Source organism: Enterobacter sp. SST3 (assembly GCF_000286655.1).
In the GTDB taxonomy this organism is placed as follows: domain Bacteria; phylum Pseudomonadota; class Gammaproteobacteria; order Enterobacterales; family Enterobacteriaceae; genus Enterobacter; species Enterobacter roggenkampii.
Genome location: NZ_ALNS01000011.1, coordinates 55,894 through 81,984, shown reverse-complemented (window position 1 = coordinate 81,984; position 26,091 = coordinate 55,894). Strand labels below are relative to the sequence as shown.

Below are 26,091 nucleotides of genomic sequence, written 5' to 3'. Positions count from 1 at the left end.
GACGATTATGATGATGGTTTTTGGAATGTTCGTTTTTATGCTTCGCACCACCCCTTACCAGCAACTCCAGCACTCGCAGGAGTGGAGGCACGTAAAAAACGAACGGGTTAACCAGTCAGCTGGCTGGCAGTACATTGGTACTGGTGATGACAATATAACGCTGTCAGGCGTCCTTTACCCGGAAATCACCGGTGGAAATCTCTCGCTGTCAGCCCTTGAAACTATCGGCTACGCAGGGCGCCCATGGCCCCTTATTGAGGGTACGGGGCGTATTTATGGTATGTACGTTTTAACACGTCTGGAGCGGGGCAAGTCCGAGTTCGACCGATTTGGGAATCCAAAAAAAATCGAATTTACCCTCAGCCTGAGCCGTGTCGATGCGGATTACAGGGAGAAGCTGCAAAGTTCGACCGTCAGCGATGCCCTGGCTGAGTTAAAGACGAGTGCAAATAATGCGATAAACCAGGTTAAAGATTCGCTCAACGGTCTGTTTTAATAATGCCTTAAGCCCCTTCATATTCCCTTCTTGTTGAAGGGAACTTTTTATAAAGTGTCAACATTCCGACATCAAAAATGATAGCCACCCGCTGTCGTTTTTCCCCTGCGGCGATCATGTTCCCATAGCTGCTCTGTCAGTTTTGATCGCCACCCTCCTATCCTTCCTTCTGTACGGGCTGCAACCAAACCGGCGCGGGTGCTCTCAACGATTAACTCACTCTATATCTGCCAATTCTCCCATAACGTGAAAGAAAGACCGCTTCAGAAGGTTTGACATGTCGATGCTGTCGACAGGGCACTGCATTGTCATCCATATCAAAATATACCTTAACTCGTTGACGATTATTTAATTTCAGTGCATTACATAATGCTTCTCAACAAAAGAAGCACCCATCCCAACGGAAAAAATACTTTTTTGAAAGGAGAAAACCATGCTACACACACTTATGTTCACCTGCCCAGTCAATCAGTCAACGGTTAATGCTTTGATTGGGAATTGCTTGGGAGCCATTAATCAGGGCGCGACAGAATTAAACATTTATATTTCCAGCCAAGGCGGTGATCTGGTTGCAGGATTCACTGCATATCACTTTTTAAAAGCCTTACCTGTCCCTGTTAGAACTCATAATTTAAGTAATGTTGAATCTGTCGCAAATATCATCTTTTTGGCGGGTTCAGAGCGTAAGGCAAACCCTGGTAGTAGATTTTTATTACACCCATTTCACTGGGGACTGGCAGGGCCAAGCGTGGATCACTCACGAGTCAGTGAGTGGACCGCGTGTCTTAATAATGACCTTGAGCGTTTCGTTGATGTTATCGAGGCTAGCGTTGGTAGCAGCAAGAATCGTGATGAGTGGAAGAAAATCATTTCTGCTGCCACTATTGCAGATGCCGCCATGGCCAGTGACTGGGGGTTGATTCACGATATCACAGTTGCTGGATACCCTTTGGCACCCGGAACATATTGGTGGATTAACTGTTAACATGTAACGCCTTTAATCTCGTAATTATCAGGCACGCTCCTCGCCATGGAGTGACAAGTCTGTTAAAGATAATGCGTCAATCTACTTTTAAACCCAAAAAGATCATGACGGACGCTTAGGCCAGCTGACATCCGGTGCAGTGGAGGTATCGACTGCCTTCACTGCTTTGATGTACTTCATCCAAGCCGTTAACTTCGCTTTGTCGTTATCGTCAATAATGCCCAGGGACAATTCAGTACGCCAGTCGGCGGTTATCTCATTCGCATGTGTGGTAAGGTTTTGTCTCTGTTGTTCAGCCTCGGCGATTTGACCGGCTTTTAGTGCGTCATAGTCCGTCACCCATGCTTTACCATCCCATTTATCGTATGCCGTGCCGGGTGGGATCAGAGTCGTTTTGTCTGGATAATTGCCGAGAGCTTTCACTTCAATCGGTTGACCATTCTCTGTGCTGTAAACCGTTTCACCACGATGGTCATCAACCATAACCCACTTACCATCCCCGCGTATTATCGCTTTTCCTGCCTCATAAACTGGCGGAGCATCAATGTATGCACATGCAGGAACGCCAGACGTTGCTGGAATAAATTCATCGACATAGCCAATATATTCACCATCTGGATTAGTGAGATAACAAACAACCCAGCCTGAGGTTTCTGCGAATCCCTGTTCATTAAGGGTGATGTAATCTTTCATTATTGCGCTCTCACAATGTAGTTAAATGCCACGTTTTTAACGCGGTTCTCTGCTGCTGTCGGTACCTGATTGGCTGCATTAAGTACAAGATTTCGATAATTGAGATTAACACCTGCTCCAGACTGCCACTGACCGAAACCACTCCCGGCATAGCTGAGTACCCCACTCGCTGTATTTGGATCGGCGGTATAGACGTTTGCCACGCTGCCGGTGATGTTTCTGATTGCGTCGCCCTGCTCGCTAAGCAGGGTACGTCCGGTATCAATCCCCCTGCCATCATCCCAACCCCTGATTGTTTGCGCTCGCATATCAGGCAAAACCCCGGACGGGTATGCCAGAGCAAGCTTAGGGTTTGCGACTTTATCGAATATTGCACCATTCATTTTCAGAAAGCCGGTCGGCGGGGTTGCCAGCGGCCATGGAACAGGCACCCCAACGGGCAAAGCGGAACCATCTCCCAAACCAAGGTTTTGGAGAAACTTCGCCACGTCAGGAATATCCGCGCCGTTTTGGCTTTTCTGCATCGCCCCGGTAATTCGAGCATCATCCCCCGAGGCTACCGTTCCGGCCGTTGTTCCAACATTTCGCGTCGAGCTGTCACCCAGTTCTAAATTCTGCCGTGCTAACGCGGTATTAGGTAAGTCCGACAGGTTGCGATCTTTTGCCAGCCGTGCGCTCCCGTTATCCATCGCAATTTTAACGGCCTTCGGTGTTGCAGCCTGCGATTCGCTGTCACTGGTCACACTGCTGCTGAGCTGCACAAACCCTTTCTCTGTCGTTGACGCATCCGGGTGATTACGTGACTGCTCATGCGCGCGCAGCTGGCTGTCAACATACTGGCGTGTTGCCAGTACAACAGCCGGATCAATCTTCAACGTAACGGCTTCGGTGCTGCTGACAATCAAGATCACGCGAATAACCTGAACGCGTCCGCTCCCCTCCTGCAACTGAGGCTTATAGGTTTCAGCGCAATTGGCAATCGCCACCATATCGCCATCTTTATCGAAAAGGCCGATCTCACGAATCCACCACCCGCCGACGTCTTCCGGTATGACCTGTTCCGCAATGATCTGGCTGGCGTTCGCCGGGTCCACCGTCAGCATATTCAAAGGGGCGCGGCGTAACTCATGTACGAGGGCAGTCTGTGCCGGATTCGGTGCAGGCAGTACACCATTGCCATCACCAACGGCCAGCTGGGTAATCTCAACTTTCGTACCCAACGCCGTGGCTTTTGCCAGTTTTGCCGCCCCGATATTGGTCAACAGGGCAAGATATTTAGTCGCCACTTGCGATCTCCACGGTATCAATTAAATGGATTGCTGCGCCGGTGTAGTCATTGCCACCCACAGCGATAGTTTCAGGAAAATAGGGATATACCGTCAGCGTATCGCCCACGTAACACCCCGCCCCTATCTCGATATAACCCTGAGACTGAAGCGAAAGCGAAAGGCCTGTGAGGTGACGGCTTCTGGGTTTTGCATCGTCAATCAGGCGCTCAAGCTCCCGATAAGTTTCCTCGGTGATCCCCTCATCCTGAATGCCGATTTCAAGCCGGAAAGTGCCTGGCTCCTCGCCGTTCTGCCACCACTCAATCACCCTCAGCAAATAGCCGAAAGGTTCAACAACGCGCCTCAGCGCTGAAATCGTGCCTTTGTGACGATGGACAAGCCAGGAGGCTTTGATTACCTGCCTCTTAGTCTGTTCAGACCAGCGCTTATCCCAGCGATCAACAGACAACGCCCAGGCAAGATAGGGTAAAAACTCCACGGGGCATTCATCCGGATTCCAGAGCTTTCGAAGGTCGACAGGAATACCGCTGATCCGCGCAGTCGGTTTCTCAGCGTTCCGCATGAAAGTGCTGGCTGAAGGCGGCAGGAGGCTGTTATTCATCCGTCCCCCCTGCATTGATGGTGTGCGAAATACACCGAGCCGCCTGGGTATCATCGATCACGATGTCTTCCGGAGGGTTCAGCAAGACTACGCGCTGCACCCCCTGCACATGAAGAGCGGCCATAATGGCCGAACGCGCAACATCGCGACCGATTTTCCCCTGCTCTGCCCGCCATGCCCGCAATGAATCATCTGCCGCACTCAGGATCGGCTCAGATTCCGGCCCCGGATAGAGATAAAGCAGTGCGTCAATTTCATAATTCACAATCTCCGCTGACTGGACTGTTAGCCGGTCGGCGACAGGCCGCTTATCATCCGCTGAGAGCGTGTCGTTTACCGTTGCGATCAGCTCGTCGCTCGCCGTGCCATCCCCTTCGGTAGACAAAATGGACACGACGACGACAGCGGGAGAAGGGCTGGTTGCCCTGGCATCAGCAACTTTACCGCTCGCACTTTTTGCAAAATATTCGTAAGCCCCCGTTGGGCCAGCAACGCTCAGCCCTTCAAAAGCGGATTGCGCCCGCAGACGCAGTGCGGTATCGCTTTCCATCTCTGCATCGGTGGTTTCGGTAGCCGGAATACGAACCAGACGTTCGGTGTTCAGGTTCCCCGCAAGGTTATCAAGATCGGTGGAGACGGAATGGCTCAACATGCAGGCCGCAGCACCCTCATTGATTCGCTGGCGCAGCATTAATTCCCGGTAGGCAATCACCTGCGCCAGTATGGTCAGGGGTTCAGACTCAAGTTTTAACGCAGCGGCAACAGAGGCCTGTTGTTCATCAGGGAAAGCCGCGATCATGACGGCTTTGACATCAGCCAGGATCACTTCAAAATCCAGCACTTCAATAATTTGCGGCGGTGGAAGCTGCGCCAAATCAACTGTTGCCATTGCTGCTTTTCCTGAGTGTTAAGGTTGTCGTCTGCTGTTCCATAGATTCCGTCAGTGCCCCTGACAATCCCGCCTCCACTGCTCCTGACTGCGAATAACGCACCTCCACGATGCTCAGCGTGATCCGCGGTTCCCATGTCGCCAGCGCAATAACCACCGCGCTCATCAGCTGCATGCGTGTAACGTCGTTTTGCGGACCATCAATCAGATCAGGAACAAGAGAGCCGTAGTCACGGCGCATGACCCGCGAGCCTATCGGGGTGTTAAGAATGTCACTGGCTGACTGCCACACGTGGGCGGCATCCGTCAGCGTTCCCGTGCCATCAGGATTCATCCCGGTATAACGCACCGTCATTTCGTGCCCTCCGTCCAGCTTCCGCCACGCTGCACGGCACCATGATCATGATCATCAACCTGGACACCGTTTGAGATGAACGCACCACCAGTGTGCGTAAAGTCCCCCTGCATTTTGCCGCCTTCCGTAACGGTGAAGTTTTTGGTTTTCAGCATCTCGGTACACTCGACCATTGGCGTTTCCAGCAAGACCTTAACCGACGCCTCAATCTTTGCTGATTTAATACCGCTGACCTGCAAAGCCCCTGCTTCTGCGTCATAGCGAAACTTCGCTCCATCCGGTGCGGTCACGATCATTTCTTTTGCCGATGCGCCTGGCGCCGGATTGTCGTTACTGTAAAGACTCCCCCCGATGATCGCAGCGGTAGTGTTACCCCCAAGGCACAGGAACCATACCTGCTCGCCAACAGACGGCGGCACCCAGACGCTGAAAGCGCCTGCACGCTGTGCACTCCAGCGCAACCAGGTGGAATCCAGTTCTCCGCTTTTCACCCTTACCCGCCATTTTTTCTCGTCAATCTCCGTTACCGTACCGGTGCGAACGATGTTTTCCAGCAGGCGAATGACTTCAGCCAGATTCATCAACTCACCCCCAGAGAATCAATGACCTGCCGGGCTATAGCCATGCGGTCCGCCTTGCTCAGGCCGAGCAACTCACGGCGCGGGTAGCTTGCCATCGCGCCACTGTCGTTTACCCGGTCCCGCAGTCCGTACTGGTGAACGCGGGCGATGCGGGCAGCAGCGCCCGAAAAACCAACTACAGCCCCCTCAGAAGTCGCTCTTGCTTTCAGAAAACGGGTTGTGCGCAGTCGGCGAAACATGGGATCGCTTTTCGTGGTATCACGGCGCGTCTCGCTGAAACTGATATCAAGATAACGCTCAATATCAGAGCGATAGAACGAGCGAACGGCCCCCTTCCCCTCATCAAAGCCTGTCAGCATGCGTCCCCGGCTTCCACGGGTTGCCCGCCAGTTCCGCAGACGACGCTCCTCACCTTGCCAGACAAAACCGATCCCAGCCTGGGAGCGTAAGACGCGGCGATGACGCTTCTGGTATTTCGTGCCATCCGGAGCTGTCTGCTTCCCGATGCGCTGGCTCTGGCTACGGCGTAATGTAGTCGCTATTCCGTGCGCAGTACGCAACCGGCTCGCTGGCGCCATTGCGGACAGAATGTCTGCAAAAACCTGATCGAGTTGATGAAACAGCGCTGCATCATCGGTCATGCCAGCTCTCCTCCGCCAAATACCACTCCCCACTCACCGCCATGGATGCGCGGACGGTCTTCGCTCAGGTGTTTCGCGACGGGCTTCCCGTCAACGGTTTCCACCATGACGCGCTCCCAGACCGGCACCTTGAACAGAAGATCGGCCAGGTCGTCGCTGATAATGTCAGCGTCGAACTCCACCTTGCGGTTATTGTCAGGATTCAGCAGTAAATCCGGCTGATATTGCCAGGCCCAGGCCATGATCGGCAGCATCAGGTCATCAACCGCCCCGGGGAATTCCACGGCGAGAATATTGATGGTGTAGAGGTACATGAAAGACGGTTCGCCGGTCGCTTCAATCCCTATATTGCCTTTTTCCACCCAGACGGTGATTTGCTCCGGATTGGCCTTACACCAGGTGTTACCGGCTATCAGGGCTTCACGCATCAACTCTGCTTTTTTCACTTTATCCCCCTGGCGATTCGCCGCAGTTCCAGCTCTCTGATACCCGCCTTATCGGCGTTGCATGTGTCCAGCGCATCCAGCAGCGCATCGGACCACGGAGCGAGGCTCCCGTATGTCATTGGTTTTGGCGGTGCTGGCGTTTCAGTTTTTGCCGTCAGGCTTTCCGGTAAAGGTTCCTGAATAATCACCGGCGCCAACTTCGGCGGCTCGCTGGTACAGGCTGTCAGCCACACGGCCAGGCACAGGCACAGCGGCGCATTTATCACCGGCCAGCTCAGTTTTGATATTTTCACGGCGCTTTTCCCCTGTATCGCTACGCTTCTGAGCCAGTGTTTTCAGACCAGCGGCCACTTCGTTCACGTCGTTACGTAACGCCCTGATCTCGGCCAGCACATCACCGGTTTGCTTAAGCTTCTGTTTGGCTTCTCCAAGGGCCGTCTCTGCGGCCTCTCGCTTACTGCTCTCCAGCGTCAGCCTGACACCTGCGATGACCAGCAGAAGGGAAATACAAACGGTAAATACACCCAGCGCTTTCATTTCGCCCCCTTCAGCTCAGGCTCTGAGAGGCACCAGTCCCGAAACTCTTCCCGGCGCTTTACCAGCCCCGGCAGGCGTTTTCCGCCGGAGTTGACAAAGTCTGTGAGTCGCTCGCAAACACCCTGCCAGTTACCATCCTGCGCATTGCGCCAGATTGTTGTTCTGACCTTCTGGCCCTTTTTGTTGGTGTACCAGCCAAGACCACCACAACCGACGTTAAATGCGCCGTCACTCAGCGCTTCGAAAACCCGTTGTGGTGCAGCTGCGCCATTAAACTCGCGGTTTACGCATTTCTCAGCACGAAACAGGTCATTCACCCATCGCTCGGCGATCTCGCGCTCGGCGTACTCGCGGTTCTGCACGTTGCTGGTCGACCCCATGCCTACGGTCAGCACACCTGCCGGGCAGTAATACGGCGTCTTTCGGCAATCCTCGTATTTCGCCATCTTCAGCTGCGCTTCAGGGCTTGTGCGCAGCATCTGCGGCCAGAGTGCCGCTGCGAGAGAGACAATCGCCGCAACAGAACAGGCAATAATTCCTCTTTTCATCGCGGTGACTCCCTGATAGTCCGGATTAACTCCTTCACGTCCTGCCGGTTCTCGGTATCGTCCCGAATCGCATCGATCAATTCATTCAGCAGAACATTATTGGTTTCATGGATGCGGGACATCCGGCGGCGATGGAGCTCACCCAGCACGGCAACCACGATCCCGGTGAGCGCAGCAATGAAAGCCAGCCAGTCCTTCTGCGTCATCATGCCGACGCCCGTCAGCAGCATCGACCAGAGGTACACCGTCCAGTTCCAGAGGCGGTTTATCAGCTCCATAATTGAACAGTCTCCTTTGTCGCAGAGGTGTCGACGGCAGGCAGCTCAACTTCCTGCCCTGCATCAAGAAAGATCTGACCGGCCAGCGCATGATTCGCAGCCAGTACGATCTCGGTCACGCCCTGGGTGATGCCGTAGTGACGCTGACACAACAAATCCACTGTATCGCCTTGCAATGCCTTCACCTTCATCAGAACGCCTCCGCAGAGTTACGGACCACGCCCTGAATATCCGAGATAGCCCAGCGCGCATCACGCCAGTGATCATTCGCCTGGGTTGCGAGTGCGGCGGCGCGCTTCTCGCCCGCGTCACCCGTGGTGTCAACATCGCGGAAAGTCTCGATCAGTAGGGCCCGCGAGATGCTGTAAACTGCGCGGCGCCAGCGATATACCTTTACACTCTCGTCGTTAATCACCATGGCCGGTACGGCGGCCAAACTGGCATATCCGGCCCCAATCTGTTCTGCCTGCCATTTCTTCAGCTGGTCAGCTGTGTGGGCTACGGCTTCAATAACCACCTGCTTTAAACGCGAAGTGGTAACCGCACCGGTGATCCGCATCTCCTTACGGACGTTGCTCAGCACTATCTCGGGCCAGAACTCCCCGGCGGTGACTTTCTCTCCGCCGTCATCCACGTCCGGCACATCCTCCGCAGAGGGGGTAACTGTGCGAGGGGCCACAAGGCTCATCGTGTAGTCTCCAGAAAAGGTTGGCGGTGAGCGGACGGAGAAAAGCTAACGCGATGTGTTGCAGATCTCCGCCCGCGCCGCCAGCGCACGGGGCGCAAGTCGGTTATTTTTTATCGGCGGTGGGCTTTTTCGTCGTTGTTTTGCGGGCCACCGTTTTACGTGTTGTGCTTCCGGGGTTGTTTTTGGCGGCTGGCTTTTTGGCAGCTGGCACCGTCACTTCCGGCGTTGCTGCAGCCTGATTATTGCCCTCTTCGCCCCCGCTCTGGTCTGCCCCCTCACTGCCTGATGCATTTTCCGCAGAGGCTTTTTTTACCTGCCTGGCAAGCTTATCGATCAGCTTTTTCACCCCGGCGCCGGAGTCGAGATTCAGCGCGCGGCGCAACAGCTCCAGCGCAGTCGCCTGTTCATCCGCAGTGCCGTTGCACAATGCAAAAGCACGGGCTTTATACAGCTTGGCCCGGACGACGTCTGGCATATCGCTGTTTTCAGTGATCTCCTGGACCTCATCGAGCACCGCCAGATATGGCTTAACATCAGTGCTGTCATCCGCCTTGACCTGCACCAGAATGGGATCGCAAATCTCATCGACCAGCGCTGTCGCTGCCGTGCGGTTAAACCGGTCTGGCATTGCCAGATTGTGCGCGATGACATACCGCCCGATGCGCACCGCCAGCGGATAATCCCGAATATCAATCGCCCAAATCATTAGGCGCGTGATCACTTCATCCTGTCGCCCGCTGTCTCCCTCCAGCGTCCCTTCAATCCACCCCTCGTAATTGGGTAGCAACTGGCGTTTAAGCGCGGCTTTTGCCTGTTCGCCCTGAATTTTCTTCAGCGCACTCATATCCATACGCATGCGGTGCAGAATTTGCTCGTGCGCAGTACGCGCCGTTTCTGACAGATCATCTGCCTTGCCATGGCGCTCAGCCATGACGCGTTGAAAATGTCGTTGTGCCGGTGTCAGCATTGTTTCTTCCCCGATGAACGGCGGGCCGAAGCCCGCCAGTGTGCGGTTATTCGCCGCCTGCCGGTGCCTCGGCAAAGGTAATGCCGTCAATGAATGCGACGTTGCCGTAGTCCTCGATCACAAAGTCATCATTCGATGACTGATAGGTCGCAATACGGTTGTACTCCGGCTCCTCCTTGATCGTCCGGCGCATTCCACCGCGCTGGTAGTACACGGACAGGTTTTTAAACGGCGTGATCAGTACGCCATTGACCGGGAAGTACGGCGCGATGAAGGTCGGCATGTTGCCGACACGTTCCTGCGCAACAATCAGCTGACCGGCCAACATTTCGGTGTTCGGGTTGGTCTGGCTCATGGCGTTAATCGCCGGGAAGTTGCCGGTGGTCAACAGGTCGCCCGCCAGGATCACCACGTTGTCAGGATTACGTTTATGCCACTCATCCATCAGGCTGTTTTTGGCGTCGTACACCGCCGCGCCCAGGTTGCCGTAAGTCCCTTTCGCAATAACCTTGTTATCTTCATCACGGGAAGTGATCGTGACGCCGGAAATCACGCGATGTGAGGCTTCGGTACGGATTTTCTCCAGCCAGCCAATACCACAATCCTGCAACAGCGGGTTAGCCGCGCGGTCTGATGGATCGCTGTATTTGGTGCCGTTGAAACCGATCATGATGCGGTCAAGTGACATCTGGCGAGCCATCGCCTTGCTGATCAGGGGCTGGAATTCCGGCATATGCGCCCAGGCATCAAGCTGTTCATAGCTGATCCCGTAGTCGTAGTTGACCTTACGGCACATGTAATCAAACGGCTCCATTGAATGGTTAGCCCCTGGATTACGACGGTTGGTGGTGCTGTTGTTAACGCCAGCCATCGGGCCTTTGCTGCCAATCAGCACTTTCTGACCAATCTGCTGATTAACGCCAAACACGTTAATTTTGCTCAGGAAAGAATCACTCTCCTGTGCGGCCTGCTCCATGCGCTGCTGGCGCGCAGGGTCTACCGCAAATTTCGCAGCGACTGCCGCAGTCGATACGCCGTTTAAGCGCGCCTGTTGCGCGATGTACTGATCAAACAGCTGGCGGGTATTGTTTTCCATGTTCTCTGCTCTCGTAGTGGATATCAGTAATCAGCCAGCTGCGCGTTAGCGCCGCCGTTCGCAGGTGGTCGCTGACTGAAGGAAGCTTCAGTGCTTCCCAGCTTCTGGCGCAGCTCCGCAAGCTCAGTGGTCAGCTTCTGGATAGCGGCCTTATCCTCCTGGCGCTCCTGTTCTGCGGCACTGAAGCGATCAATTTGCTCGGATTGCGATTGCGCCACGGCCTCAACGACCTGATGCATCTGACTGAAGCGCTGATCGTCCGTTTTCTGACCTTTGCCAATAATGCTCATCACGCGGTTAAACCACTTAGCACCTTCATCGCTGCGCTGGGCGGTCAGCTCGATCACCTCTGCTTCAAGCGCTTCGGTGAACATCGGCGCCTCACCCTGCTGGTTATTGAAGGCCATCACCGATGCACGCTGCTGTGAGGCAAATTTAAGACGCTCAGTACCCAGGCTCGCCGGGGTATCGGTCATTGCCAGCCCGACAACATAGGCTTTGCCGTTGAGGGCAAACTGCGGATGCAGCTCAATACTGGAATAGACTTTTTGCCCTTTGTCGGTCATCTGCACCATGCGCTCGGATGGTTCGATTTCGGCATAAAGCGCGGTACGCCCCGCCAGCGCACCTTCGGTGATGTCTTCAGTGCTGAGGGCTACCACATCCCCCATCGCGCCAAAATCGCTATTCGGGAACATAGAGAGATAGTGCTCAATGTTGACCCGCGCGCCATAGACCTCAGGGTTGTAATTTGCTGCCGCATCGCGAAGGTGCTGCGGTTGAATTTCGCGCCCGTCAACGGTATTTCCGGAGACGGCCACGCGAAACTTCTTACGTGGTTTTGCTGTGCCTGCCATGTTCGTTTACTCGCTTGTTTTCTGAGTTCCCGGAGATGATGGCAGGGGGACGCATCCCCCCTCAACGCGTTGTTGTTGTGAGCGGAGCACTACAACCTAAAGCGAGCGCAAGGGTACGCGCGCGCGGGTTAATCTCCCCGGCAGGAAGCGAGGAGGATTAATGGCGATTGAAGAAGCATTCATCATGCAGCGTGCACGACAGCTTTACTGGCAGGGCTACCCGCCAGCAGAGATCGCACGCCTGATGGGGATCAACCAGAACACGGTTTACTCATGGAAAAAGCGAGATGAATGGGACGCCACACCGCCGATCCAGCGCGTGACAACATCCATTGATGCCAGACTAATTCAGCTCACTGGCAAAGACAAAAAGACCGGCGGTGATTTCAAAGAGATTGACCTGCTCACCCGTCAGCTGAAAAAGCTGGATAACGGCACAGCAGCCACCCAGCCGAAGAAAAAGATCCGCAAAAAGCAAAACTATTTCTCAGAGTCGCAGATTGCCGCGCTGCGGGAGAACATTCTCGGCTCTCTGCACTGGCACCAGAAAGGGTGGTATGACAATCACCACTGGCGCAACCGCATGATCCTGAAAAGCCGTCAGGTTGGCGCGACGTGGTATTTCGCACGTGAAGCTCTGGTGCGCGCCCTGTCTGAGGATGTGAAATATAAGCACCAGCGCAACCAAATCTTTTTATCGGCAAGCCGCCGCCAGGCGTACCAGTTTCGTAGTTTCATTCGCTCGGCCGCCGAAGAAGTTGACGTGGAGCTCAAGGGCGGCGACATGATCCAGCTGTTCAACGGCGCCGAGCTGCATTTTCTTGGCACGTCAGCGGCTACCGCTCAGTCATACACGGGCAACCTGTATTTCGACGAATTCTTTTGGGTAGGCCAGTTTGCCAACCTGAAAAAAGTCGCGGGCGCCATGGCAACGCTAAAAGGCCTAACGCGTACCTATTTCTCCACCCCTTCAGCCGAAAGCCATGAGGCTTATCCATTCTGGACAGGTGAAGCATTTAACAAAGGTCGCAGCCATGGCAAGCGCATTGAGTTTGATACATCCTGGAAAACGCTTAACAGCGGCCTGATGTGCCCGGACAAGATCTGGAGGCAGATTGTCACGTTGCAGGATGCTATCGACCATGGATGGGATCTGACTGATATCGACGAAATCCGGGAAGAGAACAGCCCGGAAGAATACGACAACCTGTACGGATGCCAGTTCATCAAAAGCGGTGAAAGCGCCTTTGACTATAACAGGCTACTGGCATGCGGTGCTGATGGTTATGACGACTGGCCCGACTGGCGGCCATATGCGGCCCGCCCCATGGCTGATCGTCCCGTCTGGATTGGCTACGACCCGAACGGCGCCAGCGGCAAGGGGGACAGTGGAGCCATATCCGTTAACGCTGTGCCGATGGTGCCCGGCGGCAAGTTCCGCACGATTGAGACACTACGCATACGAGGGATGGAGTTCGAAGAGCAGGCCAATCTCATTATCGGCATGCTCACCCGGTACAACGTGCAGCACATTGGGATCGATGGCACCGGTATTGGTGAAGCGGTTTATCAGCTGGTTAAAAAGCATTTCCCGGCAGCGGTTTGTTACCAGTTCTCACCGTCCAGTAAGCGAATGCTCGTGCTGAAGATGCAACAGCTGATTCGTGGCGGGCGCTGGGAGTTTGATCGTGGTGAGCTTGACCTGGTAGGTGCATTCAACTCTGTCCGCAAGATCGTTACCCCTGGCGGCGTTGTCACTTACGACACGGACCGATCTCGCGGCGTCAGTCATGGCGATCTCGCATGGGCGACGATGCTTGCCACCATTAACGAACCGCTGGGACAAGAAGGCGGCAGCAGTATGACAGTTACGGAGTATTAACCTTGAGCAAACAAAGACCCACACGCGGCAGGAAGTATGCCAGGGAGCAGGCAGATCTCGCCGCCTCACTGAAAGCGTCACCGGAGCTGAACTCATTCACCTTCGACGGCCCATGGCCGGTGAGTGGTGCCAGCGACCTGCTTGATAACATGTATTGCGCAGACAACGGGCGATACTACGAAACCCCCATTGACTGGTATGGTCTCGCCCGTCAGTTTGGCTATGCGAGCTGGCACCAGTCGGCGCTTTATTTCAAGCGCAACGTCCTTGCCGGATGCTTTATCCCGCACAAACTTCTTTCCCGCCAGGTGTTCTCCGCCTTCGCGCTGGACTGGTTTGTCTTCGGGAATGGCTATCTTGAGATGCGAAAAAACCGGCTTGGTGGTTCCTTTGGCTTTCGTCACTCGCTGGCGAAATACACACGCCGTGGTTCTGACCTGGACACTTACTGGTTTATTCAGGCCGGGCTACAGGATCACATGTTTTCAACGGGCTCGGTATGCCACGTTCTCAGCCCGGATATTCACCAGGAAATATACGGCATGCCTGAGTATTTCGCTGGCCTGCTGTCTGCAAACCTGGCCCATTCTGCTGACAAGTTCAGAAAGCTCTACTACGACAACGGCTCACACGCTGGCTGCATCGTCTACGTTAACAGCGCGATGGCCGACCAGGAGAGCCTTGATAAGCTCAAAAAGACGCTGACGGACACCCGGCGCGGCGGTGCGTTTAAGAACATCCTTCTGCACGCACCTAACGGCGGCAAAGACTCCGTGCAAATACTGCCATTCAGCCAGATATCGGCTAAGGATGAGTTTGTGGGGGTGAAGTCTTCCACCCGCGATGACATGCTGGCAGCGCACCGGGTACCGCCGCAACTGATGGGCGCCATTCCGGAAGGGAACGGTTCATTCGGTGATATTGAGAAAGCGGCTCGCGTGTTCGCCGTCAACGAGCTGACACCCTGCATGGAGGCCATGAAGCATGTTAACGACTGGCTGGGTGAGGAGGTGATTCGCTTCAACCCTTACGCATTGCTTGAGCCCACGAAGTGATCTCCTGGCCGCATCGTCATTTCTGGCGGTGCGGTACCACCCGCAGCACCATCATTTCCGGCCATATCGGCCACTCGCTAAACACAAATAAACCACACCCCCAACCAGACGCAGCCAGCGGGCTTCTGGCGCGACTTCTCTCGCGCTGCCGCTTCGCTCAACCATCAACATGAGCGCCCGACAGGCGGCGAATGGCGGAGGATATGACCCCCTGCATGCCCCCCCTTTGCGCGCGCTTGCTCCCCCGCCTCGCCTGCGCGGTAAACCGACCTCTTTTTGTGCACTTTGTGAAGACCCTCAAGGCCTCACCAGCACTGAGGCGGCAAAGCAAAAGCAGCCTTTCGTAAACTGTGCAAATTTGTGCATGATTGTGCTCTTACTTGATTCCTCGTATTGCTTACTAGGCTTTTACATGTAAACTCCATACTAAGTTTGATTTACTTCCAAAAGGTGGAACAAAATGGCATTTACAAAAATTAAAATCGACAACCTTTTTTGCTTTGCAAACAGCACTCTTGACCTCAGTTTCTCCAGAGCGCCAGTCAATAGCACCTTAGAGGGCGAGCATATTGAAGGGTATGAAAAGTTTTACTTCAAAAAGGTCTGTGTAGTATCTGGAGCCAACGCATCAGGAAAAACCTCGCTTGGCAGAGTCATGTTGGCAGTTTTGCGTTTTCTCAGTAATGGGGTTTTCAATCCAGACCCGTTAAAAATCACAGATAAAACAAAACCTGCATATATTGAAGTTGACTTCTTTCAAAGCCACTTGAAGTGCCTGTTTAGGACGGGTGTTTGGTTACAAGCTACGGATGATACTGTCAGTGTAGAAAAAATCGCCATGGCATCAGTTGACCTTCGTAAAATGGATTCATGCGCAAAAACGACTAAAAGACTAGATGCGGTCTGGGAGGCTCAAAAATTCGAGCTAAACGGACCCAACAGGTATTTCTCAACTGAGAATACAAATCCAAAAGACTTTACAAAACACTTAGTTGATTTGGACTTTGTCCTTGGTTGGCATTTTATTTTATCTGAAAACCAAGAAAACACTGATAAGATTTCTCGTATTAAAAAAAATGTTCTCAAGAGTATACTTAAAACCTTCGACAACACAGTTAAATCAGTTTCCGGTTTGACAGTTAAAGACGATGAAGGCAAGGAAGACCTGCAAGGCTATTCAGTAGTATTTAATAATGGTGATAAAGTTATCATCGATATGGAAGGTGAAATCACGAATAAAGACAGACTGTCTCGCGGTACTTATGAGGCTGTGAAAATATCTCATCTTCTTTCAGGCGTGTTGGAAGATAAAGCAGAAGAAAGTGAACTAAATTTCCCATGCAGCGGGATTTATTTTTTAGATGAAAAAATGGCCTTCACTCATACTGAATTAGAAAAAATGATGGTCACTTTAATAATATCGAAGCTTTGCAGGTATGGGCAGTTTATCTACACAACTCATAATTATGATATTTTAAGTCTCGACTTGCCTACTCATTCTTATACATTTACAAAGAAAATAGATGGGTTAACAACCTTTGTTGAAGCAACGTCACAACATAAAAAAAATGATAGAAATCTATTGAGTAAAGTCAAAAATGATTGTTTTACTACTATCCCTGACGTTTCATTAATTGAAGAAATGCTGTTTGAGGATTGATTATGACGGCTAAGAAATTTGCGATTATCCTTGTTGAAGGAGAAACAGAGAAAGCATTGTTTAATGATTTTAAAACATTGCTTGGATATCCAATCAAAAAAATAGTGATTGCTAACTTATGGAATGTCAGCATTAAAAAACTAATGCCATCACTAACTGAAAAAAGTGATATTCTTGTCGTTTATGATACCGATAGAATTCAGAACATTGACAGATTTAAAGAAAACATCAATCTACTAAAATCAAAAAAACATGTAATTCACTTATTCCAACAAACTGATAATTTTGAAGGCGAACTAGCTTTTGCATGTGGTATCAGTAATCACAGACTTTATTCTTGCTTCTGTCCTAAAATTATTTCAGCTGACAATTTCAAGAGTGAGTTTATTGCTCTACGCAACAGACTAACAAAGCTAGATAGTCTAAACATGAATAAGACACTGCTTTGGAATAGAGGGTTAATACCCCAACTAGCTGAATTTAACCCACACAACTCATCTCACAACATATATTTCCCATAATTCATTTACACGTAACCGCCAATACGGCGGTTTTTGGACTATTGACAACACAAGAATTAAAAACAAAGTTAATAAAGAAACTAAAAACACTAAAAAAAATGCACCCCTAGCAGGGTGCATTTTCATTATAGGAACCACTAATATTATTCGAAAACGAATAATCCTTAGCTTTTTGCATCCAAATATTTTTGATATGCTTTTTTATGTATTTCGTTATTATTGACAACCCATGTCACGACATCACTGCGCGACTGAGTACCTGCTGGGAGAAGATTTCTGATTGACCATTCAATACGCTTTTTAGTTTCGATTGAAAGTTCGTCACTGTTAGAAAATCCCTCATTCAAGAGATATAACATTTCATATCCCTCATGGCGACTAAAACGCTCTCCATCAGATTTCTTTTTCTTCGGATCATCGCCCTGTTGTTTAGCTTTCCAATTATAATCGTCGTACAAAAGATCGTCTTTCGTGATATCGGGCATAACGCCTCCATTTGCTGTGTATTGTCTAGTCCATTGCACATAAAAAAACAATAATCAGACAATTACAATCACCGAGTTTAAGTAGGTGCTACAGTCATCACATTGCCGTGATAAAAATTTCGGCAACGCGAGCGCGACTAAAAACTTGATGAAAATCCCGCAAATTACCACCTTAACAACTGAACTTCATTTAATTCCCTTTCGCATCTAACCCCGAAATTTTCATTTTTTCCATTAATTTCAGCTTGTTACTTAAACTTAACTGCCTTCTTCCAGCGCGTGACCAGGTCACACACCGCCATGTATTCAGACGTCGGTTTATCTTTCTCACCGGCACGCCATGCTTTTACTTCGTGCAACCGGCCATTGCTCATGGCGATCAGTCCGCCGCCGTGGCGAACGCGGGCTCCACCAGCAATCGACCTCACAACGTCATCGCTGACGAAAATCCGGCAACTACGCAGCTGCGCGCCGATGCTGGCGACGGTTTCCTCGCTGACTCCGTCTTGTTTCGCAGCATCCCTTTGCTGTGCCTGTCGCAGTGTCGCTTCGGCTTTTTTCTTCTGGTATTCCGCAACTGCGGCGGCATAGTTATCCGCACGCCGTTCCGCTTCGGTCCGCAGCTGTTCGCGCCAACGCTGTTCTGCCTCTTCCGGTGTCAGGCTCATATCTTTCGCAGCGGCCACGTTTGGCCCCCACGTCAACGCAGTTTCATCATCAACAGACGTGCGCAGGCCGCGCGCGGTACGCTCGAAGGCTTGATCTGAGCTTTCGTGGCCAAAGTTTTTCAGTCTGCTGGTGATTTCCTGCCGTTGCTGGCGTGAATATCGGCGCAAATCTTCGATATTCAGCGGAAGTTCTGTCATCTGACTGTCCGGGTGATCAATACCGGCATGCATTGTCGGTTTTGACGGTGTGGTACCAGCTGGCACCGCCACTTTTAACGGTGGTTTTTCGTCCGTTCCGGAGCACCCCGTACAGTTATTGACAGAACTCCGAGGGGCCGCTGCGCGGCCTTCTAAGGTCAAAATCTCGACCGACGACGGCTTACGCTTAGGCACAATCTTGTAATCGGTGGTACGGGTGAAAATGACTGATTCGCTGCCCGTATAAGGGCAATAAACGCCAGTAATTTTGGCGACCGTGTCACCATAATCATTGCCGTTTTCGGTGAATTCATAGTTAAGCCGAACGCGCAGGCAATCGCGCGCGACAAATGGCCCGCCCTGAGCGTTGGTATATCCCGGCCAGTCTGGCGCATCGGCTGCGGCGCGTGCCGCTTCCAGCTCCGGATGCAATACCAGCTCACGGTCACCTAACCGACGCAGCTCCCGCCAGGTGGTCACCGGCGCGCCGCCAATCTGCTGAAACTGGCGGATATTCCATCGTGAAGCCCAGGCACGCACGCGCTTTGCCATATCCCTGACTGGCTGGCCTGACTCAAGATCAAGCTCACCATCCATGCCGTATCCATCGATATTTTTGGAAATGTATTTGGCGATGTAGCCCGTCGCCGAGCCAAATTGCTCGTCGATTGGCTTAACGGTAAAGCGGTGCTCCTGTGCCCCCGGCTCCTGCCCGTCTTCTCTCATGGCATGCTTACGGAAAATGGCTGTTGCATACTCCACCTCCTCAGGACGGAGGAAGAGCAGCAGGTGCCAGTGAGGGGTTCCATCGTGGTGTGGCTCTGCAACACGAAAACCAAACGTGCGGATACCTTCACGACTCCATTTGGCTCTGACGCGCGCCCAGACTTTGCAAAGGTATTTTTGCGTCTGTCGCGGGCTGGTGTGCTGGTACTTATCGTTTCGTCTGCCTGACTGGACATGCGTTGAGTGGTAACGCGACGGCGCTGTCAGCGTGTAGAACATGCCAACCAGCCCCATTTCATTCGCCATATCCTCAAACCCGCGCATGCGCACCATCAGCTCATGCCGCGCGATCTTCGGGTTGGAAACACTACCCATCACCTTATCCAGTAATGAGCTGCGCTCGCCGGTGTCCTGGTCTTCCAACTCCATCGCCTGAAGGAATTCGAAGTTCGCTTTTTTCTGCGCCACCCATTCCCTGAAGCAAGGATCAGAGCAATATGGTGAAGCCACTTTGCTGACGTAGCCGGTCGCGATCATTAGATGTTCGCGCCAGCAGTCATGGATGCGGCGGATTTTGTTAAGCCACCATTTTTCGGAATGAAGTCTGCCAGCGGCACGCAGCGCCTCGTCGGCGTCCAGTTCTTCGTCGCAATAACGCGCCCATCCGGGGATCGCGATATTGAGCGTCGCCGCTTTGCTCGCTATAGCCCCGTACGCGTAAATCGACGAAAACTCGAGATCGGATGTTTGCTCATACTGAAAATCAAACTCGCGCATAAACTCGCTTTTCATCAAGTTCGCAAGCTTATACGCCAGTCTTTTCAGACGCTTTTTGTCCGCCCACGGCAGCAGGTGAAATTCATCACGCAGCGGAAGAAGAAGCGCCGGGAGCGTACTTTGTGGGAGGTATTGCGCGTTAACCGCATCAACACGGCGTAAGACATGACGCTCAAACGTACCGAACAGCCAACGCACGACGTCTTTTGGTTTGCTGCGTTCGAGGTTTTCAAGGTGCTGCGAGAAGCGCTTACGGATAAACGCCGGGAGCGTTTGCACCCGGCGGCGGAGGTAGTTAGCGCGGCCATTTCGATCAAATGCCTCACGCGCATCGCCCTCGCGCGGGCGCAATGGTGCGCGGTAGACCGTATCAACCAGATCACCATAAGCGAGCGCCCTGCGCTCGCCTTTCGGTGTCAGATACTCAATGGCTGAACTTTCGGTTTTATGGGGGTTGATGGCCTGCCGTTTGGTATTCCATTCCCATGCTAAGGCGGTGAGATCTGACATACACCACCTAAACCGTCACTGTGTCACCGGGCTGAACCTGGCGAGCATCTTTTTCGGTATCACGGATAATGGTCGTACGGCTGTACCTGCCCCAGCTCAATACCTCCACCTCAACGATCCAGAAATGGCGGTATGGGCGAACGTCGAGCACGCGAGTGATCACTGCATCAACTGTGTTCATCGGGTGGCGACCTCCCGAATCTCTTCGATTGAGTCAAGCAGCAATCGACGGCGGGTATGTTCGGCAAAGTGACGTTTGCCGGTGTCTTTCCGGTAGCACTCTGTTTTGCCGACTACCCACATGGATTCCGTCTGGTGCAGCTTCTTGCGCTGCGGGCCGTCTTTGGTTATAACGATGCCCGTATGAGTCTTTTTAATGGTCATCAGAAAGGCTCCTGCGTTTCACAGCCCTTGGCAGGGTCGAAGCCTAAAAACATCTCGCCGTAAGTCGCATTCCCCATTACCGGCCCACAATCCGGACAGCAACCACCGCCAGCACGATCGCAGCCATCACACACGCGAAGAACGCCAATAACCTCGCCAGCCATATCGCGGCTTTTGGCGCTCACAGAGCGGCGGACACTCAGGGAGTGAAGGTTGAAGGCGGAATAAATTTCGCGGGTATCAGGCGTGTCGCTGTTTGAGATGATCGAGCGGGTGGCGTACTGACGGTTAACAGCCACAAGAGCCGCTACCAGAGCGCGATGATCATCTAGGGTAAAGGGTTTGCCGTATGCGGTGAAATTGGCGGTGTCGCTCGCAGGGATATAGGGTGGGTCACAATAAATCACCGCGTCATGCGCGAGTTGCATAACGTCAGGGATAGATTGGCGGAAATCACTATGGATAAAGACCGCTTTTGTGTCGCTGGCCTTTTCGGCGAATAAGCGCATTTCCGCTTCAGGAAAGTAAGGTTCGGCATACTTACCGAATGGAACGTTGAATTCACCCTTCTGGTTAACGCGATACAGACCGTTATAGCCATGGCGATTCAGATACAGGAAATACGCGGCATAAAGCATTGCTGCGTCCGGATCGGAGTCAGCCTGGCGGGCCAGTGAATTGAACTCTGTGCGCCGTCTGTAGTATTCCTCCGCACTGTTTCCGCCTTTGAAAGCCCAGCGGCAGGCGGCAATAGCGTCTTCTTTGCGGCCGGTTAATTGTCGGAAAAAATTAATCAGCGCGATATTGCTGTCGCAGAGAACGTAGCGGCGGTAATCCGTGTTCATAAACACAGTTCCACTACCCACAAACGGCTCAATCAGACAATCCGCTTTCGGCAAACGCTTAAGCAGCTGCGGCATAACGCGGGTTTTTCCTCCCACCCATTTAATTGGCGATCTGATCATTTGCGAAACTCCTGGTTGTAGGTTTCATGGGTCATGAGTCGCCACTGAGCGCCGCCGTTCTTGCTAAGCAACCGCCAGCGGCGGCCAATACGGATCACGAGATAGGCGTGCGGCTTGATGCGGGTGAAGTTGCGCTGACCACGTGAAAAACATTTCAGGGCGGCAATCGCCCTGGTGCATACAGGCAATGGCGCGCTGCAAACGACTGAAAGACGCGGATGCATGGCTGGCCTCACAGGGATTCAAAGTGAGGACTGGTCAGACGCTGCCAGACCTCGCAAACCTGCTCTGCCCGATATACGGCATCGGTCAGCATGTAGGTTGCCGTCGAGCGGCGCGGGTGTGGTGTATATCCGGTGATACCGGCGATGTGGATTAACGTTGAGAGATGCCGAATTTCAAAAGGAGGCAGAAGCTGCTCTGAGATGCCATAACGAGAGAGAGCATGAGCCAGCGTAGCCACATCAGCTGAATTGGCCGCAGACCAGCAATAGAGGTTTTCGTGTTTTGATGCGGTGGTGTTAATAAACTGGCAGGCTAACCGTATAGCGCTTACCTCGCTACATGCCGCACTGATAACCTCAGCACGCTGCGCGTTGTCCCCCTTCATGAGCTGCAAAACAGCTTCAGGATAAATAGCCCCTATCGTCCTGATATTTATAGCGCGATAGAATTGCGGGCCAATCTTCCCCGTTGATGGCTCGAAGAATACGCACTCAATAGCAAAGATCGGCGAGTCTGGCGCTTTCCCCAGCGCGCGAATATCTAACATGAAGTTATTCATTGTTTGTTACCCTCGTTAATGGTTAATTCGCGGCTTGCGATCCACCGCTCGACTGATGAATAAATCTCTTCTGGTGTGGCGCTTTCCTTTTTCAGCTGGCCGACAAAAATACGAAGCAACCCCAAAAGGTGGGCGCGTTCGTGTTTTCGTGCGTTGGTGCTTATCTCTACAAACTCCGGATCACTTATTTCGCCATCCAGCTTTATTGACTTAACCGACATGCAACCTCCTGAAAAAGGCAAAACGAATCCCCGGCAAAATAAATGCCGTTAATTTAAGCCTGCTTAATTAGTGGTTAGGGCGAGGTTTTCTTTTAACCTGTTTAAACAACCTTTCGTGCCAGTAATAAAGAAAATCAATAAAGGTCATTCGCGCTCGCTCGTGATTACCTCGGATTGTTTTCTCTAGCCCGTAAATAATCAGATCAATAGATGGGCTATCTGGCGAAACGATAATGCGATTTCCGTTTTTCAAAATTACGGTAAAACCCTGCTCCGCATTTTCTACCGCCTCGCGGATCAGCATTTCCCGTTCCCACGATGTTTTCTCTTCAGTAAACATGTAAGCCCCTTTTCTTGTTACAAGAGTTTTTTAAATGCTCTTGCCAGAGTAGCCAGCACACCTTTATTTATCTTTTTTGTATAAATAAAAGGTTTGCTCATACCCTTAACAAAACGAACCTTATTAGGTTCCGGCTTAAAGAAACGCCCGTCCGGGCATTCAATCCAGCCCCGCGTATTACGGTAGTGCGTTATCTGACAACCATTTTTCAGGAGGCTTGCGAGTGAAGGGCTCTCTTCGTTCATATCGTATACCTGTTAAAGTTGCCCGCGTGCTTTGCGCTCTACCTCTTCCCGACGCGCTTTAAATTCTGATAAGGCTTTTTCTCTTTTCTGCCTTACTTTCTTACAGTGTAATCTGAGTAGAAACTGAATAATGCTCAATACCACGATTGAGAAAAATAAAAGCCCAACAATCATTTCAAGCTTCATTTTTTCCCCCACTTCTTAGTTTATCAATTGTCTGCATTGCCTCTGCTAGTGCAAAGTCTCTGCCGAAATAGTTACCGTCATTTAAAACGCTATACGCTCTCTGCATAGTTCGTGATCTTCTTGGACACATATGAATCGTGAATCCGCGATAAACATAACTATGCCGACTAAGTTGAATGAGCTGATGCATGGTTTTCCTGTTAACTGTTTGCGATAGCATCCTTGAGCATGGCTATCATATTCACTTCCACCTTGCCCCCCGTTAACTCTTTAGGTCTGATAATTATTCTCCCATCACGAACCATTAGCCGACATGTTTCGAATGGAATCCCGGTTATTCTGGAATACTCCTTCAGAGATATATAAGGAGCTGCAACATTCATATTGATGGTTACGCCCGTCATTTTTACCTCGGTGTCCGATGTTAATTACCAGAATGCTGTTGCGGCTCAGATTTCATGGATTCAAGGCCACGCAAAAAGACGATGCGTACCATGTTTGATGCTGAACGGCACTCAGCCTCTGCCATGGTCTCGATCTCTGAGCGTTCTTCAGGGGACAAACGCAGTGGCAAAGAACCGCCAGCTACGCTGTTTTTGGGCGTACGTGCCCGCTGTGTGTTTTGTACTTGTGTCATAGTGGTATATTGTGATCTGCTAAGTGTCTGTGGAAAACATTATGAGATCTATAGATCTCTTTTGTCAAGGTGGTAAATGTGAGCTTTACATCTCATTGCGTCATTAGATTGAAATCAGAAAGGAAGCGTTTAGCCCTAAGTCAGGCTGAGGCAGCGGCTCTGTGCGGTGTTTCGCGTGAAACATGGGGAAAATACGAGAGAGGCTCAATAGTGCCCGGAGGAGATGTTTTACTCTCATTTGCAATGAATGGGGCTAACGTCCAGTTCATTTTGACGGGGCAAGAGTCAGGAGGAGTTGCACTAACAAGGGACGAGCATGAGCTAATTAATCATTTCAGAAACGCTCCATTAGCTATCAAAGCTGCTGTATTTGCAGCCTTAACAGCTGGCAACTCAGTTTCAAACTCAGTCAACGTGTCAGGAAGTGGCAACCGTGTTGCTGGCAGGGATTACAACGAAAACAATAAATAGGGAAGTAGTATGGAAGTGAATTCCTCAGGAGATCTAAACCGGACAGCTGGACGCGACTTCACAGAAAACCGCGTTCAAATACATAAATTTGATGGTCGTCACACCATCAACATTGCGATCCCCTCAGATGCTCATGACGAGCGGCCGCTCGTCAAGGCGCAAAGAAAAGAACTGAATGCCCTTGTTGCAGAAGTGTCAGAAACCTCTAATTCTGAAGCGTATGAAGTTTGGCAAAAAGTGCACGCAGAGATTGGTGTGTCAAGCATAGAGGAAATGACCGTCAATCAGTACCAGACGGCACTTAGCTACTTGCAGGCGATGGTTGAGCGATGTAAAGAAAAAGATGCCAGCAAAGCTTTAGTCAGTCTCCTTCTTCGTAATAGTGAAGATAGCGAGCTACGACAAAAGTTGATTCATTACTGCCACGTCAACTTTGGCACTGGGCGTTTAAATGATCTCACTCGTAATCAACTTCAAATGGCTCTTTTATGGCTTGATCAACAAAACAACTCAGTTCTCCCTATATCTAAATCTAGCGGAGAAGAAGTTTCCCGACTCGGTTTTGTTGCATTACTTCAAAGATACCCTAATGAAATCGGACTTACGTTCCTAGTTGGGTTCATTTTAGGCGCTCTTATTTTTTAAGGACAGGATCATGAGTGAAGAAAAAAGGCCTGAACAGTTAAAACGCTTATTGTTCTCACGACTAGAAAAGGTAACTCCTGAGCTGTTCGCTGAGTTTTTGGATGCAAAGGTCGGCAAGGACATCAAGTGCCTTAGTTGCGGTAGTCTCGATATTGGCATTCCTCAAGCTCAAGTGATGACTGCTGGACCAGAAGGTGCCTCCAACGAAGCATACGTCAGCTTTGTGCAAATCGAATCGTTTGAACCACAGTACTCTTTGCTAAATTATGAATACCGATTGATTTGTAAAAATTGCGGGTTTACCAGTCATTACGCGGTTTATCCAGTGTTAAACTGGATAGAGCAAGAAAAAGGAAGCTTCTGATGGCTAACAATGCAGAATCTAGCAACATCTTGAACCTCAAGGATTTTCCACGTGATAAATGGAAAAAAGGAGGCTCAGACGGCAACGATGGGGGTAATGGTATGGACGATCTGAAGAGACGCGTAGAGCGAACTGAAGAAAACATCACTCAGATAAAAATCGACCTAGCCAAGCTCAATGCGCGTGCTGAAGAATTTTCAACAAAAAGTGATGTTCTGGCACTCAAGACGGAGCTGAAAACAGAAATAGCCAGCCTACGGAACGAACAAAAAACCGAAACCGCATCTCTGAAGTCAGAATTACAAAAAGAGCTTATTTCAGTGCATAAAGAGATAGCAAATCAGACTAAATGGATTGCGGCGACCATGATTGGTACAACCGGTATCGCCTTGGCCATTGCCAAATACTTATTCAGTTAAT

General features: G+C 51.4%; 39 protein-coding genes and 1 pseudogene. 10 read left to right on the top strand and 30 right to left on the bottom strand.

The window, feature by feature from the left end:
* Positions 1–7 precede the first annotated feature (7 nt).
* A complete protein-coding gene (locus tag B498_RS15870; protein WP_008500383.1) occupies positions 8–496 on the top strand; it encodes a phage tail protein in 489 nt (162 codons plus the stop codon).
* 7 nt (positions 497–503) lie between these two features.
* On the opposite strand, the pseudogene B498_RS23330 reads toward B498_RS15870, so the two are convergent.
* Positions 504–844, bottom strand: a pseudogene (locus tag B498_RS23330) (recombinase family protein); the annotation flags it as partial.
* 85 nt (positions 845–929) lie between these two features.
* Between B498_RS23330 and B498_RS15875 the strand changes: the two are divergent.
* Positions 930–1,481, top strand: coding sequence for an ATP-dependent Clp protease proteolytic subunit (locus B498_RS15875; RefSeq protein ID WP_008500382.1), 552 nt, complete (start codon positions 930–932; stop codon positions 1,479–1,481).
* A gap of 102 nt (positions 1,482–1,583) precedes the next feature.
* Here the strand turns inward: B498_RS15875 and B498_RS15880 are convergent, their stop codons facing one another.
* From B498_RS15880 to B498_RS15955, 16 genes are all read right to left on the bottom strand, one after another.
* The gene (locus B498_RS15880) at positions 1,584–2,174 is read right to left on the bottom strand and encodes a tail fiber assembly protein (RefSeq protein WP_008500381.1); all 591 of its coding nucleotides are present in this window, start codon (positions 2,172–2,174) and stop codon (positions 1,584–1,586) included.
* Positions 2,174–3,460, bottom strand: a complete 1,287-nt coding sequence (locus B498_RS15885) for a phage tail protein (protein ID WP_008500380.1) — start codon at positions 3,458–3,460, stop codon at positions 2,174–2,176. The genes B498_RS15880 and B498_RS15885 overlap by 1 nt, the downstream gene beginning before the upstream one ends.
* On the bottom strand, positions 3,450–4,064 hold the full coding sequence (locus tag B498_RS15890) for a phage tail protein I (protein ID WP_008500379.1): 615 nt from the start codon (positions 4,062–4,064) through the stop codon (positions 3,450–3,452). Before B498_RS15890 ends, B498_RS15885 begins: the two co-directional genes overlap by 11 nt.
* Positions 4,057–4,953 carry a baseplate J/gp47 family protein gene (locus tag B498_RS15895; protein ID WP_008500378.1) on the bottom strand — a complete coding sequence of 299 codons (897 nt, stop codon included), beginning with the start codon at positions 4,951–4,953 and terminating at the stop codon, positions 4,057–4,059. The genes B498_RS15890 and B498_RS15895 overlap by 8 nt, the downstream gene beginning before the upstream one ends.
* On the bottom strand, positions 4,940–5,308 hold the full coding sequence (locus B498_RS15900; protein WP_008500377.1) for a GPW/gp25 family protein: 369 nt from the start codon (positions 5,306–5,308) through the stop codon (positions 4,940–4,942). Before B498_RS15900 ends, B498_RS15895 begins: the two co-directional genes overlap by 14 nt.
* On the bottom strand, positions 5,305–5,889 hold the full coding sequence (locus tag B498_RS15905; protein WP_008500376.1) for a phage baseplate assembly protein V: 585 nt from the start codon (positions 5,887–5,889) through the stop codon (positions 5,305–5,307). The genes B498_RS15900 and B498_RS15905 overlap by 4 nt, the downstream gene beginning before the upstream one ends.
* The gene (locus tag B498_RS15910; RefSeq protein ID WP_008500375.1) at positions 5,889–6,530 is read right to left on the bottom strand and encodes a phage virion morphogenesis protein; all 642 of its coding nucleotides are present in this window, start codon (positions 6,528–6,530) and stop codon (positions 5,889–5,891) included. The genes B498_RS15905 and B498_RS15910 overlap by 1 nt, the downstream gene beginning before the upstream one ends.
* Positions 6,527–6,976 (bottom strand): phage tail protein, encoded by a 450-nt coding sequence (locus B498_RS15915; RefSeq protein ID WP_008500374.1) that lies wholly within the window; start codon positions 6,974–6,976, stop codon positions 6,527–6,529. The genes B498_RS15910 and B498_RS15915 overlap by 4 nt, the downstream gene beginning before the upstream one ends.
* 141 nt (positions 6,977–7,117) lie before the next feature.
* Positions 7,118–7,513, bottom strand: coding sequence for a hypothetical protein (locus tag B498_RS22695; protein WP_008500373.1), 396 nt, complete (start codon positions 7,511–7,513; stop codon positions 7,118–7,120).
* Positions 7,510–8,061, bottom strand: a complete 552-nt coding sequence (locus B498_RS15925) for a lysozyme (RefSeq protein ID WP_008500372.1) — start codon at positions 8,059–8,061, stop codon at positions 7,510–7,512. The genes B498_RS22695 and B498_RS15925 overlap by 4 nt, the downstream gene beginning before the upstream one ends.
* Positions 8,058–8,339 (bottom strand): hypothetical protein, encoded by a 282-nt coding sequence (locus tag B498_RS15930; protein ID WP_000420349.1) that lies wholly within the window; start codon positions 8,337–8,339, stop codon positions 8,058–8,060. The genes B498_RS15925 and B498_RS15930 overlap by 4 nt, the downstream gene beginning before the upstream one ends.
* Complete coding sequence (locus tag B498_RS15935) at positions 8,330–8,530, bottom strand: tail protein X (RefSeq protein WP_008500370.1); 201 nt, start codon at positions 8,528–8,530, stop codon at positions 8,330–8,332. Before B498_RS15935 ends, B498_RS15930 begins: the two co-directional genes overlap by 10 nt.
* On the bottom strand, positions 8,530–9,027 hold the full coding sequence (locus B498_RS15940; RefSeq protein WP_008500369.1) for a head completion/stabilization protein: 498 nt from the start codon (positions 9,025–9,027) through the stop codon (positions 8,530–8,532). Before B498_RS15940 ends, B498_RS15935 begins: the two co-directional genes overlap by 1 nt.
* Before the next feature lie 103 nt (positions 9,028–9,130).
* On the bottom strand, positions 9,131–9,994 hold the full coding sequence (gpM, locus tag B498_RS15945; RefSeq protein ID WP_008500368.1) for a phage terminase small subunit: 864 nt from the start codon (positions 9,992–9,994) through the stop codon (positions 9,131–9,133).
* A gap of 46 nt (positions 9,995–10,040) precedes the next feature.
* The gene (locus tag B498_RS15950; RefSeq protein WP_008500367.1) at positions 10,041–11,090 is read right to left on the bottom strand and encodes a phage major capsid protein, P2 family; all 1,050 of its coding nucleotides are present in this window, start codon (positions 11,088–11,090) and stop codon (positions 10,041–10,043) included.
* Positions 11,091–11,113: 23 nt separating this feature from the next.
* Positions 11,114–11,947 (bottom strand): GPO family capsid scaffolding protein, encoded by an 834-nt coding sequence (locus tag B498_RS15955; protein WP_008500366.1) that lies wholly within the window; start codon positions 11,945–11,947, stop codon positions 11,114–11,116.
* A 160-nt stretch (positions 11,948–12,107) separates the two neighbouring features.
* On the opposite strand from B498_RS15955, the gene B498_RS15960 reads away from it, so the two are divergent.
* From B498_RS15960 to B498_RS15975, 4 genes are all read left to right on the top strand, one after another.
* A complete protein-coding gene (locus B498_RS15960; RefSeq protein ID WP_008500365.1) occupies positions 12,108–13,829 on the top strand; it encodes a terminase large subunit domain-containing protein in 1,722 nt (573 codons plus the stop codon).
* Between the two features lie 2 nt (positions 13,830–13,831).
* Positions 13,832–14,884, top strand: coding sequence for a phage portal protein (locus B498_RS15965; RefSeq protein ID WP_000043651.1), 1,053 nt, complete (start codon positions 13,832–13,834; stop codon positions 14,882–14,884).
* A gap of 460 nt (positions 14,885–15,344) precedes the next feature.
* Positions 15,345–16,544, top strand: a complete 1,200-nt coding sequence (locus tag B498_RS15970; protein WP_008500364.1) for a hypothetical protein — start codon at positions 15,345–15,347, stop codon at positions 16,542–16,544.
* Between the two features lie 2 nt (positions 16,545–16,546).
* A complete protein-coding gene (locus B498_RS15975; RefSeq protein ID WP_008500363.1) occupies positions 16,547–17,065 on the top strand; it encodes a hypothetical protein in 519 nt (172 codons plus the stop codon).
* A 164-nt stretch (positions 17,066–17,229) separates the two neighbouring features.
* Here B498_RS15975 and B498_RS15980 read toward each other — a convergent pair whose 3' ends face one another.
* The 13 genes from B498_RS15980 to B498_RS23325 all read right to left on the bottom strand — a co-directional run bounded on the left by B498_RS15980 (position 17,230) and on the right by B498_RS23325 (position 23,958).
* Complete coding sequence (locus tag B498_RS15980; RefSeq protein ID WP_008500362.1) at positions 17,230–17,550, bottom strand: hypothetical protein; 321 nt, start codon at positions 17,548–17,550, stop codon at positions 17,230–17,232.
* Positions 17,551–17,798: 248 nt separating this feature from the next.
* On the bottom strand, positions 17,799–20,429 hold the full coding sequence (locus B498_RS15985) for a replication endonuclease (protein ID WP_008500361.1): 2,631 nt from the start codon (positions 20,427–20,429) through the stop codon (positions 17,799–17,801).
* Positions 20,430–20,436: 7 nt separating this feature from the next.
* Positions 20,437–20,610 carry a hypothetical protein gene (locus tag B498_RS23255; protein WP_001098742.1) on the bottom strand — a complete coding sequence of 58 codons (174 nt, stop codon included), beginning with the start codon at positions 20,608–20,610 and terminating at the stop codon, positions 20,437–20,439.
* Positions 20,607–20,813, bottom strand: coding sequence for a hypothetical protein (locus B498_RS15990; protein WP_000152897.1), 207 nt, complete (start codon positions 20,811–20,813; stop codon positions 20,607–20,609). Before B498_RS15990 ends, B498_RS23255 begins: the two co-directional genes overlap by 4 nt.
* Complete coding sequence (locus B498_RS15995; RefSeq protein WP_008500360.1) at positions 20,813–21,778, bottom strand: DNA adenine methylase; 966 nt, start codon at positions 21,776–21,778, stop codon at positions 20,813–20,815. Before B498_RS15995 ends, B498_RS15990 begins: the two co-directional genes overlap by 1 nt.
* Positions 21,775–22,002, bottom strand: coding sequence for a hypothetical protein (locus tag B498_RS16000; RefSeq protein ID WP_008500358.1), 228 nt, complete (start codon positions 22,000–22,002; stop codon positions 21,775–21,777). Before B498_RS16000 ends, B498_RS15995 begins: the two co-directional genes overlap by 4 nt.
* Before the next feature lie 8 nt (positions 22,003–22,010).
* Positions 22,011–22,562, bottom strand: a complete 552-nt coding sequence (locus B498_RS16005) for a 3'-5' exonuclease (protein ID WP_008500357.1) — start codon at positions 22,560–22,562, stop codon at positions 22,011–22,013.
* On the bottom strand, positions 22,559–22,783 hold the full coding sequence (locus B498_RS16010; RefSeq protein ID WP_008500356.1) for a hypothetical protein: 225 nt from the start codon (positions 22,781–22,783) through the stop codon (positions 22,559–22,561). Before B498_RS16010 ends, B498_RS16005 begins: the two co-directional genes overlap by 4 nt.
* 67 nt (positions 22,784–22,850) lie before the next feature.
* A complete protein-coding gene (locus tag B498_RS16015; protein ID WP_008500355.1) occupies positions 22,851–23,123 on the bottom strand; it encodes a hypothetical protein in 273 nt (90 codons plus the stop codon).
* 17 nt (positions 23,124–23,140) lie between these two features.
* The gene (locus B498_RS16020) at positions 23,141–23,368 is read right to left on the bottom strand and encodes a phage filamentation protein Fil family protein (RefSeq protein WP_008500354.1); all 228 of its coding nucleotides are present in this window, start codon (positions 23,366–23,368) and stop codon (positions 23,141–23,143) included.
* A gap of 12 nt (positions 23,369–23,380) precedes the next feature.
* Positions 23,381–23,554 carry a hypothetical protein gene (locus B498_RS23250; protein ID WP_181008254.1) on the bottom strand — a complete coding sequence of 58 codons (174 nt, stop codon included), beginning with the start codon at positions 23,552–23,554 and terminating at the stop codon, positions 23,381–23,383.
* Positions 23,544–23,744, bottom strand: coding sequence for a DUF4761 family protein (locus B498_RS22125; RefSeq protein WP_237716801.1), 201 nt, complete (start codon positions 23,742–23,744; stop codon positions 23,544–23,546). The genes B498_RS23250 and B498_RS22125 overlap by 11 nt, the downstream gene beginning before the upstream one ends.
* A gap of 10 nt (positions 23,745–23,754) precedes the next feature.
* A complete protein-coding gene (locus tag B498_RS23325) occupies positions 23,755–23,958 on the bottom strand; it encodes a hypothetical protein (RefSeq protein ID WP_008500353.1) in 204 nt (67 codons plus the stop codon).
* A gap of 311 nt (positions 23,959–24,269) precedes the next feature.
* Here B498_RS23325 and B498_RS22115 point away from each other — a divergent pair, with 311 nt between their 5' ends.
* From B498_RS22115 to B498_RS0121260, 4 genes are read left to right on the top strand one after another with little or no spacing between them, the layout of a single operon-like run.
* The gene (locus B498_RS22115) at positions 24,270–24,662 is read left to right on the top strand and encodes a helix-turn-helix domain-containing protein (protein ID WP_071530941.1); all 393 of its coding nucleotides are present in this window, start codon (positions 24,270–24,272) and stop codon (positions 24,660–24,662) included.
* 9 nt (positions 24,663–24,671) lie between these two features.
* A complete protein-coding gene (locus B498_RS16030) occupies positions 24,672–25,307 on the top strand; it encodes a membrane protein (RefSeq protein WP_008500352.1) in 636 nt (211 codons plus the stop codon).
* A gap of 10 nt (positions 25,308–25,317) precedes the next feature.
* Positions 25,318–25,671, top strand: a complete 354-nt coding sequence (locus B498_RS16035; RefSeq protein ID WP_008500351.1) for a hypothetical protein — start codon at positions 25,318–25,320, stop codon at positions 25,669–25,671.
* Entirely contained in the window at positions 25,671–26,090 is a 420-nt protein-coding gene (locus tag B498_RS0121260; RefSeq protein ID WP_008500350.1) for a hypothetical protein, read from the top strand. The genes B498_RS16035 and B498_RS0121260 overlap by 1 nt, the downstream gene beginning before the upstream one ends.
* Position 26,091 lies beyond the last annotated feature (1 nt).

Bases quoted from the DNA above. Each gene is read 5' to 3' on its own strand.
- B498_RS15905 (WP_008500376.1), bottom strand. From the start codon at position 5,889: ATGAATCTGGCTGAAGTCATTCGCCTGCTGGAAAACATCGTTCGCACC.
- B498_RS15990 (WP_000152897.1), bottom strand. From the start codon at position 20,813: ATGACCATTAAAAAGACTCATACGGGCATCGTTATAACCAAAGACGGC.
- B498_RS15870 (WP_008500383.1), top strand. From the start codon at position 8: ATGATGATGGTTTTTGGAATGTTCGTTTTTATGCTTCGCACCACCCCT.
- B498_RS15875 (WP_008500382.1), top strand. From the start codon at position 930: ATGCTACACACACTTATGTTCACCTGCCCAGTCAATCAGTCAACGGTT.
- B498_RS0121260 (WP_008500350.1), top strand. From the start codon at position 25,671: ATGGCTAACAATGCAGAATCTAGCAACATCTTGAACCTCAAGGATTTT.
- B498_RS15985 (WP_008500361.1), bottom strand. From the start codon at position 20,429: ATGTCAGATCTCACCGCCTTAGCATGGGAATGGAATACCAAACGGCAG.
- B498_RS23255 (WP_001098742.1), bottom strand. From the start codon at position 20,610: ATGAACACAGTTGATGCAGTGATCACTCGCGTGCTCGACGTTCGCCCA.
- B498_RS16000 (WP_008500358.1), bottom strand. From the start codon at position 22,002: ATGCATCCGCGTCTTTCAGTCGTTTGCAGCGCGCCATTGCCTGTATGC.
- B498_RS16030 (WP_008500352.1), top strand. From the start codon at position 24,672: ATGGAAGTGAATTCCTCAGGAGATCTAAACCGGACAGCTGGACGCGAC.
- B498_RS15935 (WP_008500370.1), bottom strand. From the start codon at position 8,530: ATGAAGGTGAAGGCATTGCAAGGCGATACAGTGGATTTGTTGTGTCAG.
- B498_RS16020 (WP_008500354.1), bottom strand. From the start codon at position 23,368: ATGAACGAAGAGAGCCCTTCACTCGCAAGCCTCCTGAAAAATGGTTGT.
- gpM (WP_008500368.1), bottom strand. From the start codon at position 9,994: ATGCTGACACCGGCACAACGACATTTTCAACGCGTCATGGCTGAGCGC.
- B498_RS15925 (WP_008500372.1), bottom strand. From the start codon at position 8,061: ATGAAAAGAGGAATTATTGCCTGTTCTGTTGCGGCGATTGTCTCTCTC.
- B498_RS15980 (WP_008500362.1), bottom strand. From the start codon at position 17,550: ATGCCCGATATCACGAAAGACGATCTTTTGTACGACGATTATAATTGG.
- B498_RS16010 (WP_008500356.1), bottom strand. From the start codon at position 22,783: ATGTCGGTTAAGTCAATAAAGCTGGATGGCGAAATAAGTGATCCGGAG.
- B498_RS15910 (WP_008500375.1), bottom strand. From the start codon at position 6,530: ATGACCGATGATGCAGCGCTGTTTCATCAACTCGATCAGGTTTTTGCA.
- B498_RS22695 (WP_008500373.1), bottom strand. From the start codon at position 7,513: ATGAAAGCGCTGGGTGTATTTACCGTTTGTATTTCCCTTCTGCTGGTC.
- B498_RS15880 (WP_008500381.1), bottom strand. From the start codon at position 2,174: ATGAAAGATTACATCACCCTTAATGAACAGGGATTCGCAGAAACCTCA.
- B498_RS15970 (WP_008500364.1), top strand. From the start codon at position 15,345: ATGGCATTTACAAAAATTAAAATCGACAACCTTTTTTGCTTTGCAAAC.
- B498_RS15950 (WP_008500367.1), bottom strand. From the start codon at position 11,090: ATGGAAAACAATACCCGCCAGCTGTTTGATCAGTACATCGCGCAACAG.
- B498_RS16035 (WP_008500351.1), top strand. From the start codon at position 25,318: ATGAGTGAAGAAAAAAGGCCTGAACAGTTAAAACGCTTATTGTTCTCA.
- B498_RS15955 (WP_008500366.1), bottom strand. From the start codon at position 11,947: ATGGCAGGCACAGCAAAACCACGTAAGAAGTTTCGCGTGGCCGTCTCC.
- B498_RS15900 (WP_008500377.1), bottom strand. From the start codon at position 5,308: ATGACGGTGCGTTATACCGGGATGAATCCTGATGGCACGGGAACGCTG.
- B498_RS15995 (WP_008500360.1), bottom strand. From the start codon at position 21,778: ATGATCAGATCGCCAATTAAATGGGTGGGAGGAAAAACCCGCGTTATG.
- B498_RS15960 (WP_008500365.1), top strand. From the start codon at position 12,108: ATGGCGATTGAAGAAGCATTCATCATGCAGCGTGCACGACAGCTTTAC.
- B498_RS15890 (WP_008500379.1), bottom strand. From the start codon at position 4,064: ATGAATAACAGCCTCCTGCCGCCTTCAGCCAGCACTTTCATGCGGAAC.
- B498_RS15940 (WP_008500369.1), bottom strand. From the start codon at position 9,027: ATGAGCCTTGTGGCCCCTCGCACAGTTACCCCCTCTGCGGAGGATGTG.
- B498_RS23325 (WP_008500353.1), bottom strand. From the start codon at position 23,958: ATGACGGGCGTAACCATCAATATGAATGTTGCAGCTCCTTATATATCT.
- B498_RS16015 (WP_008500355.1), bottom strand. From the start codon at position 23,123: ATGTTTACTGAAGAGAAAACATCGTGGGAACGGGAAATGCTGATCCGC.
- B498_RS15975 (WP_008500363.1), top strand. From the start codon at position 16,547: ATGACGGCTAAGAAATTTGCGATTATCCTTGTTGAAGGAGAAACAGAG.
- B498_RS15930 (WP_000420349.1), bottom strand. From the start codon at position 8,339: ATGGAGCTGATAAACCGCCTCTGGAACTGGACGGTGTACCTCTGGTCG.
- B498_RS15895 (WP_008500378.1), bottom strand. From the start codon at position 4,953: ATGGCAACAGTTGATTTGGCGCAGCTTCCACCGCCGCAAATTATTGAA.
- B498_RS16005 (WP_008500357.1), bottom strand. From the start codon at position 22,562: ATGAATAACTTCATGTTAGATATTCGCGCGCTGGGGAAAGCGCCAGAC.
- B498_RS22125 (WP_237716801.1), bottom strand. From the start codon at position 23,744: ATGCATCAGCTCATTCAACTTAGTCGGCATAGTTATGTTTATCGCGGA.
- B498_RS23250 (WP_181008254.1), bottom strand. From the start codon at position 23,554: ATGAAGCTTGAAATGATTGTTGGGCTTTTATTTTTCTCAATCGTGGTA.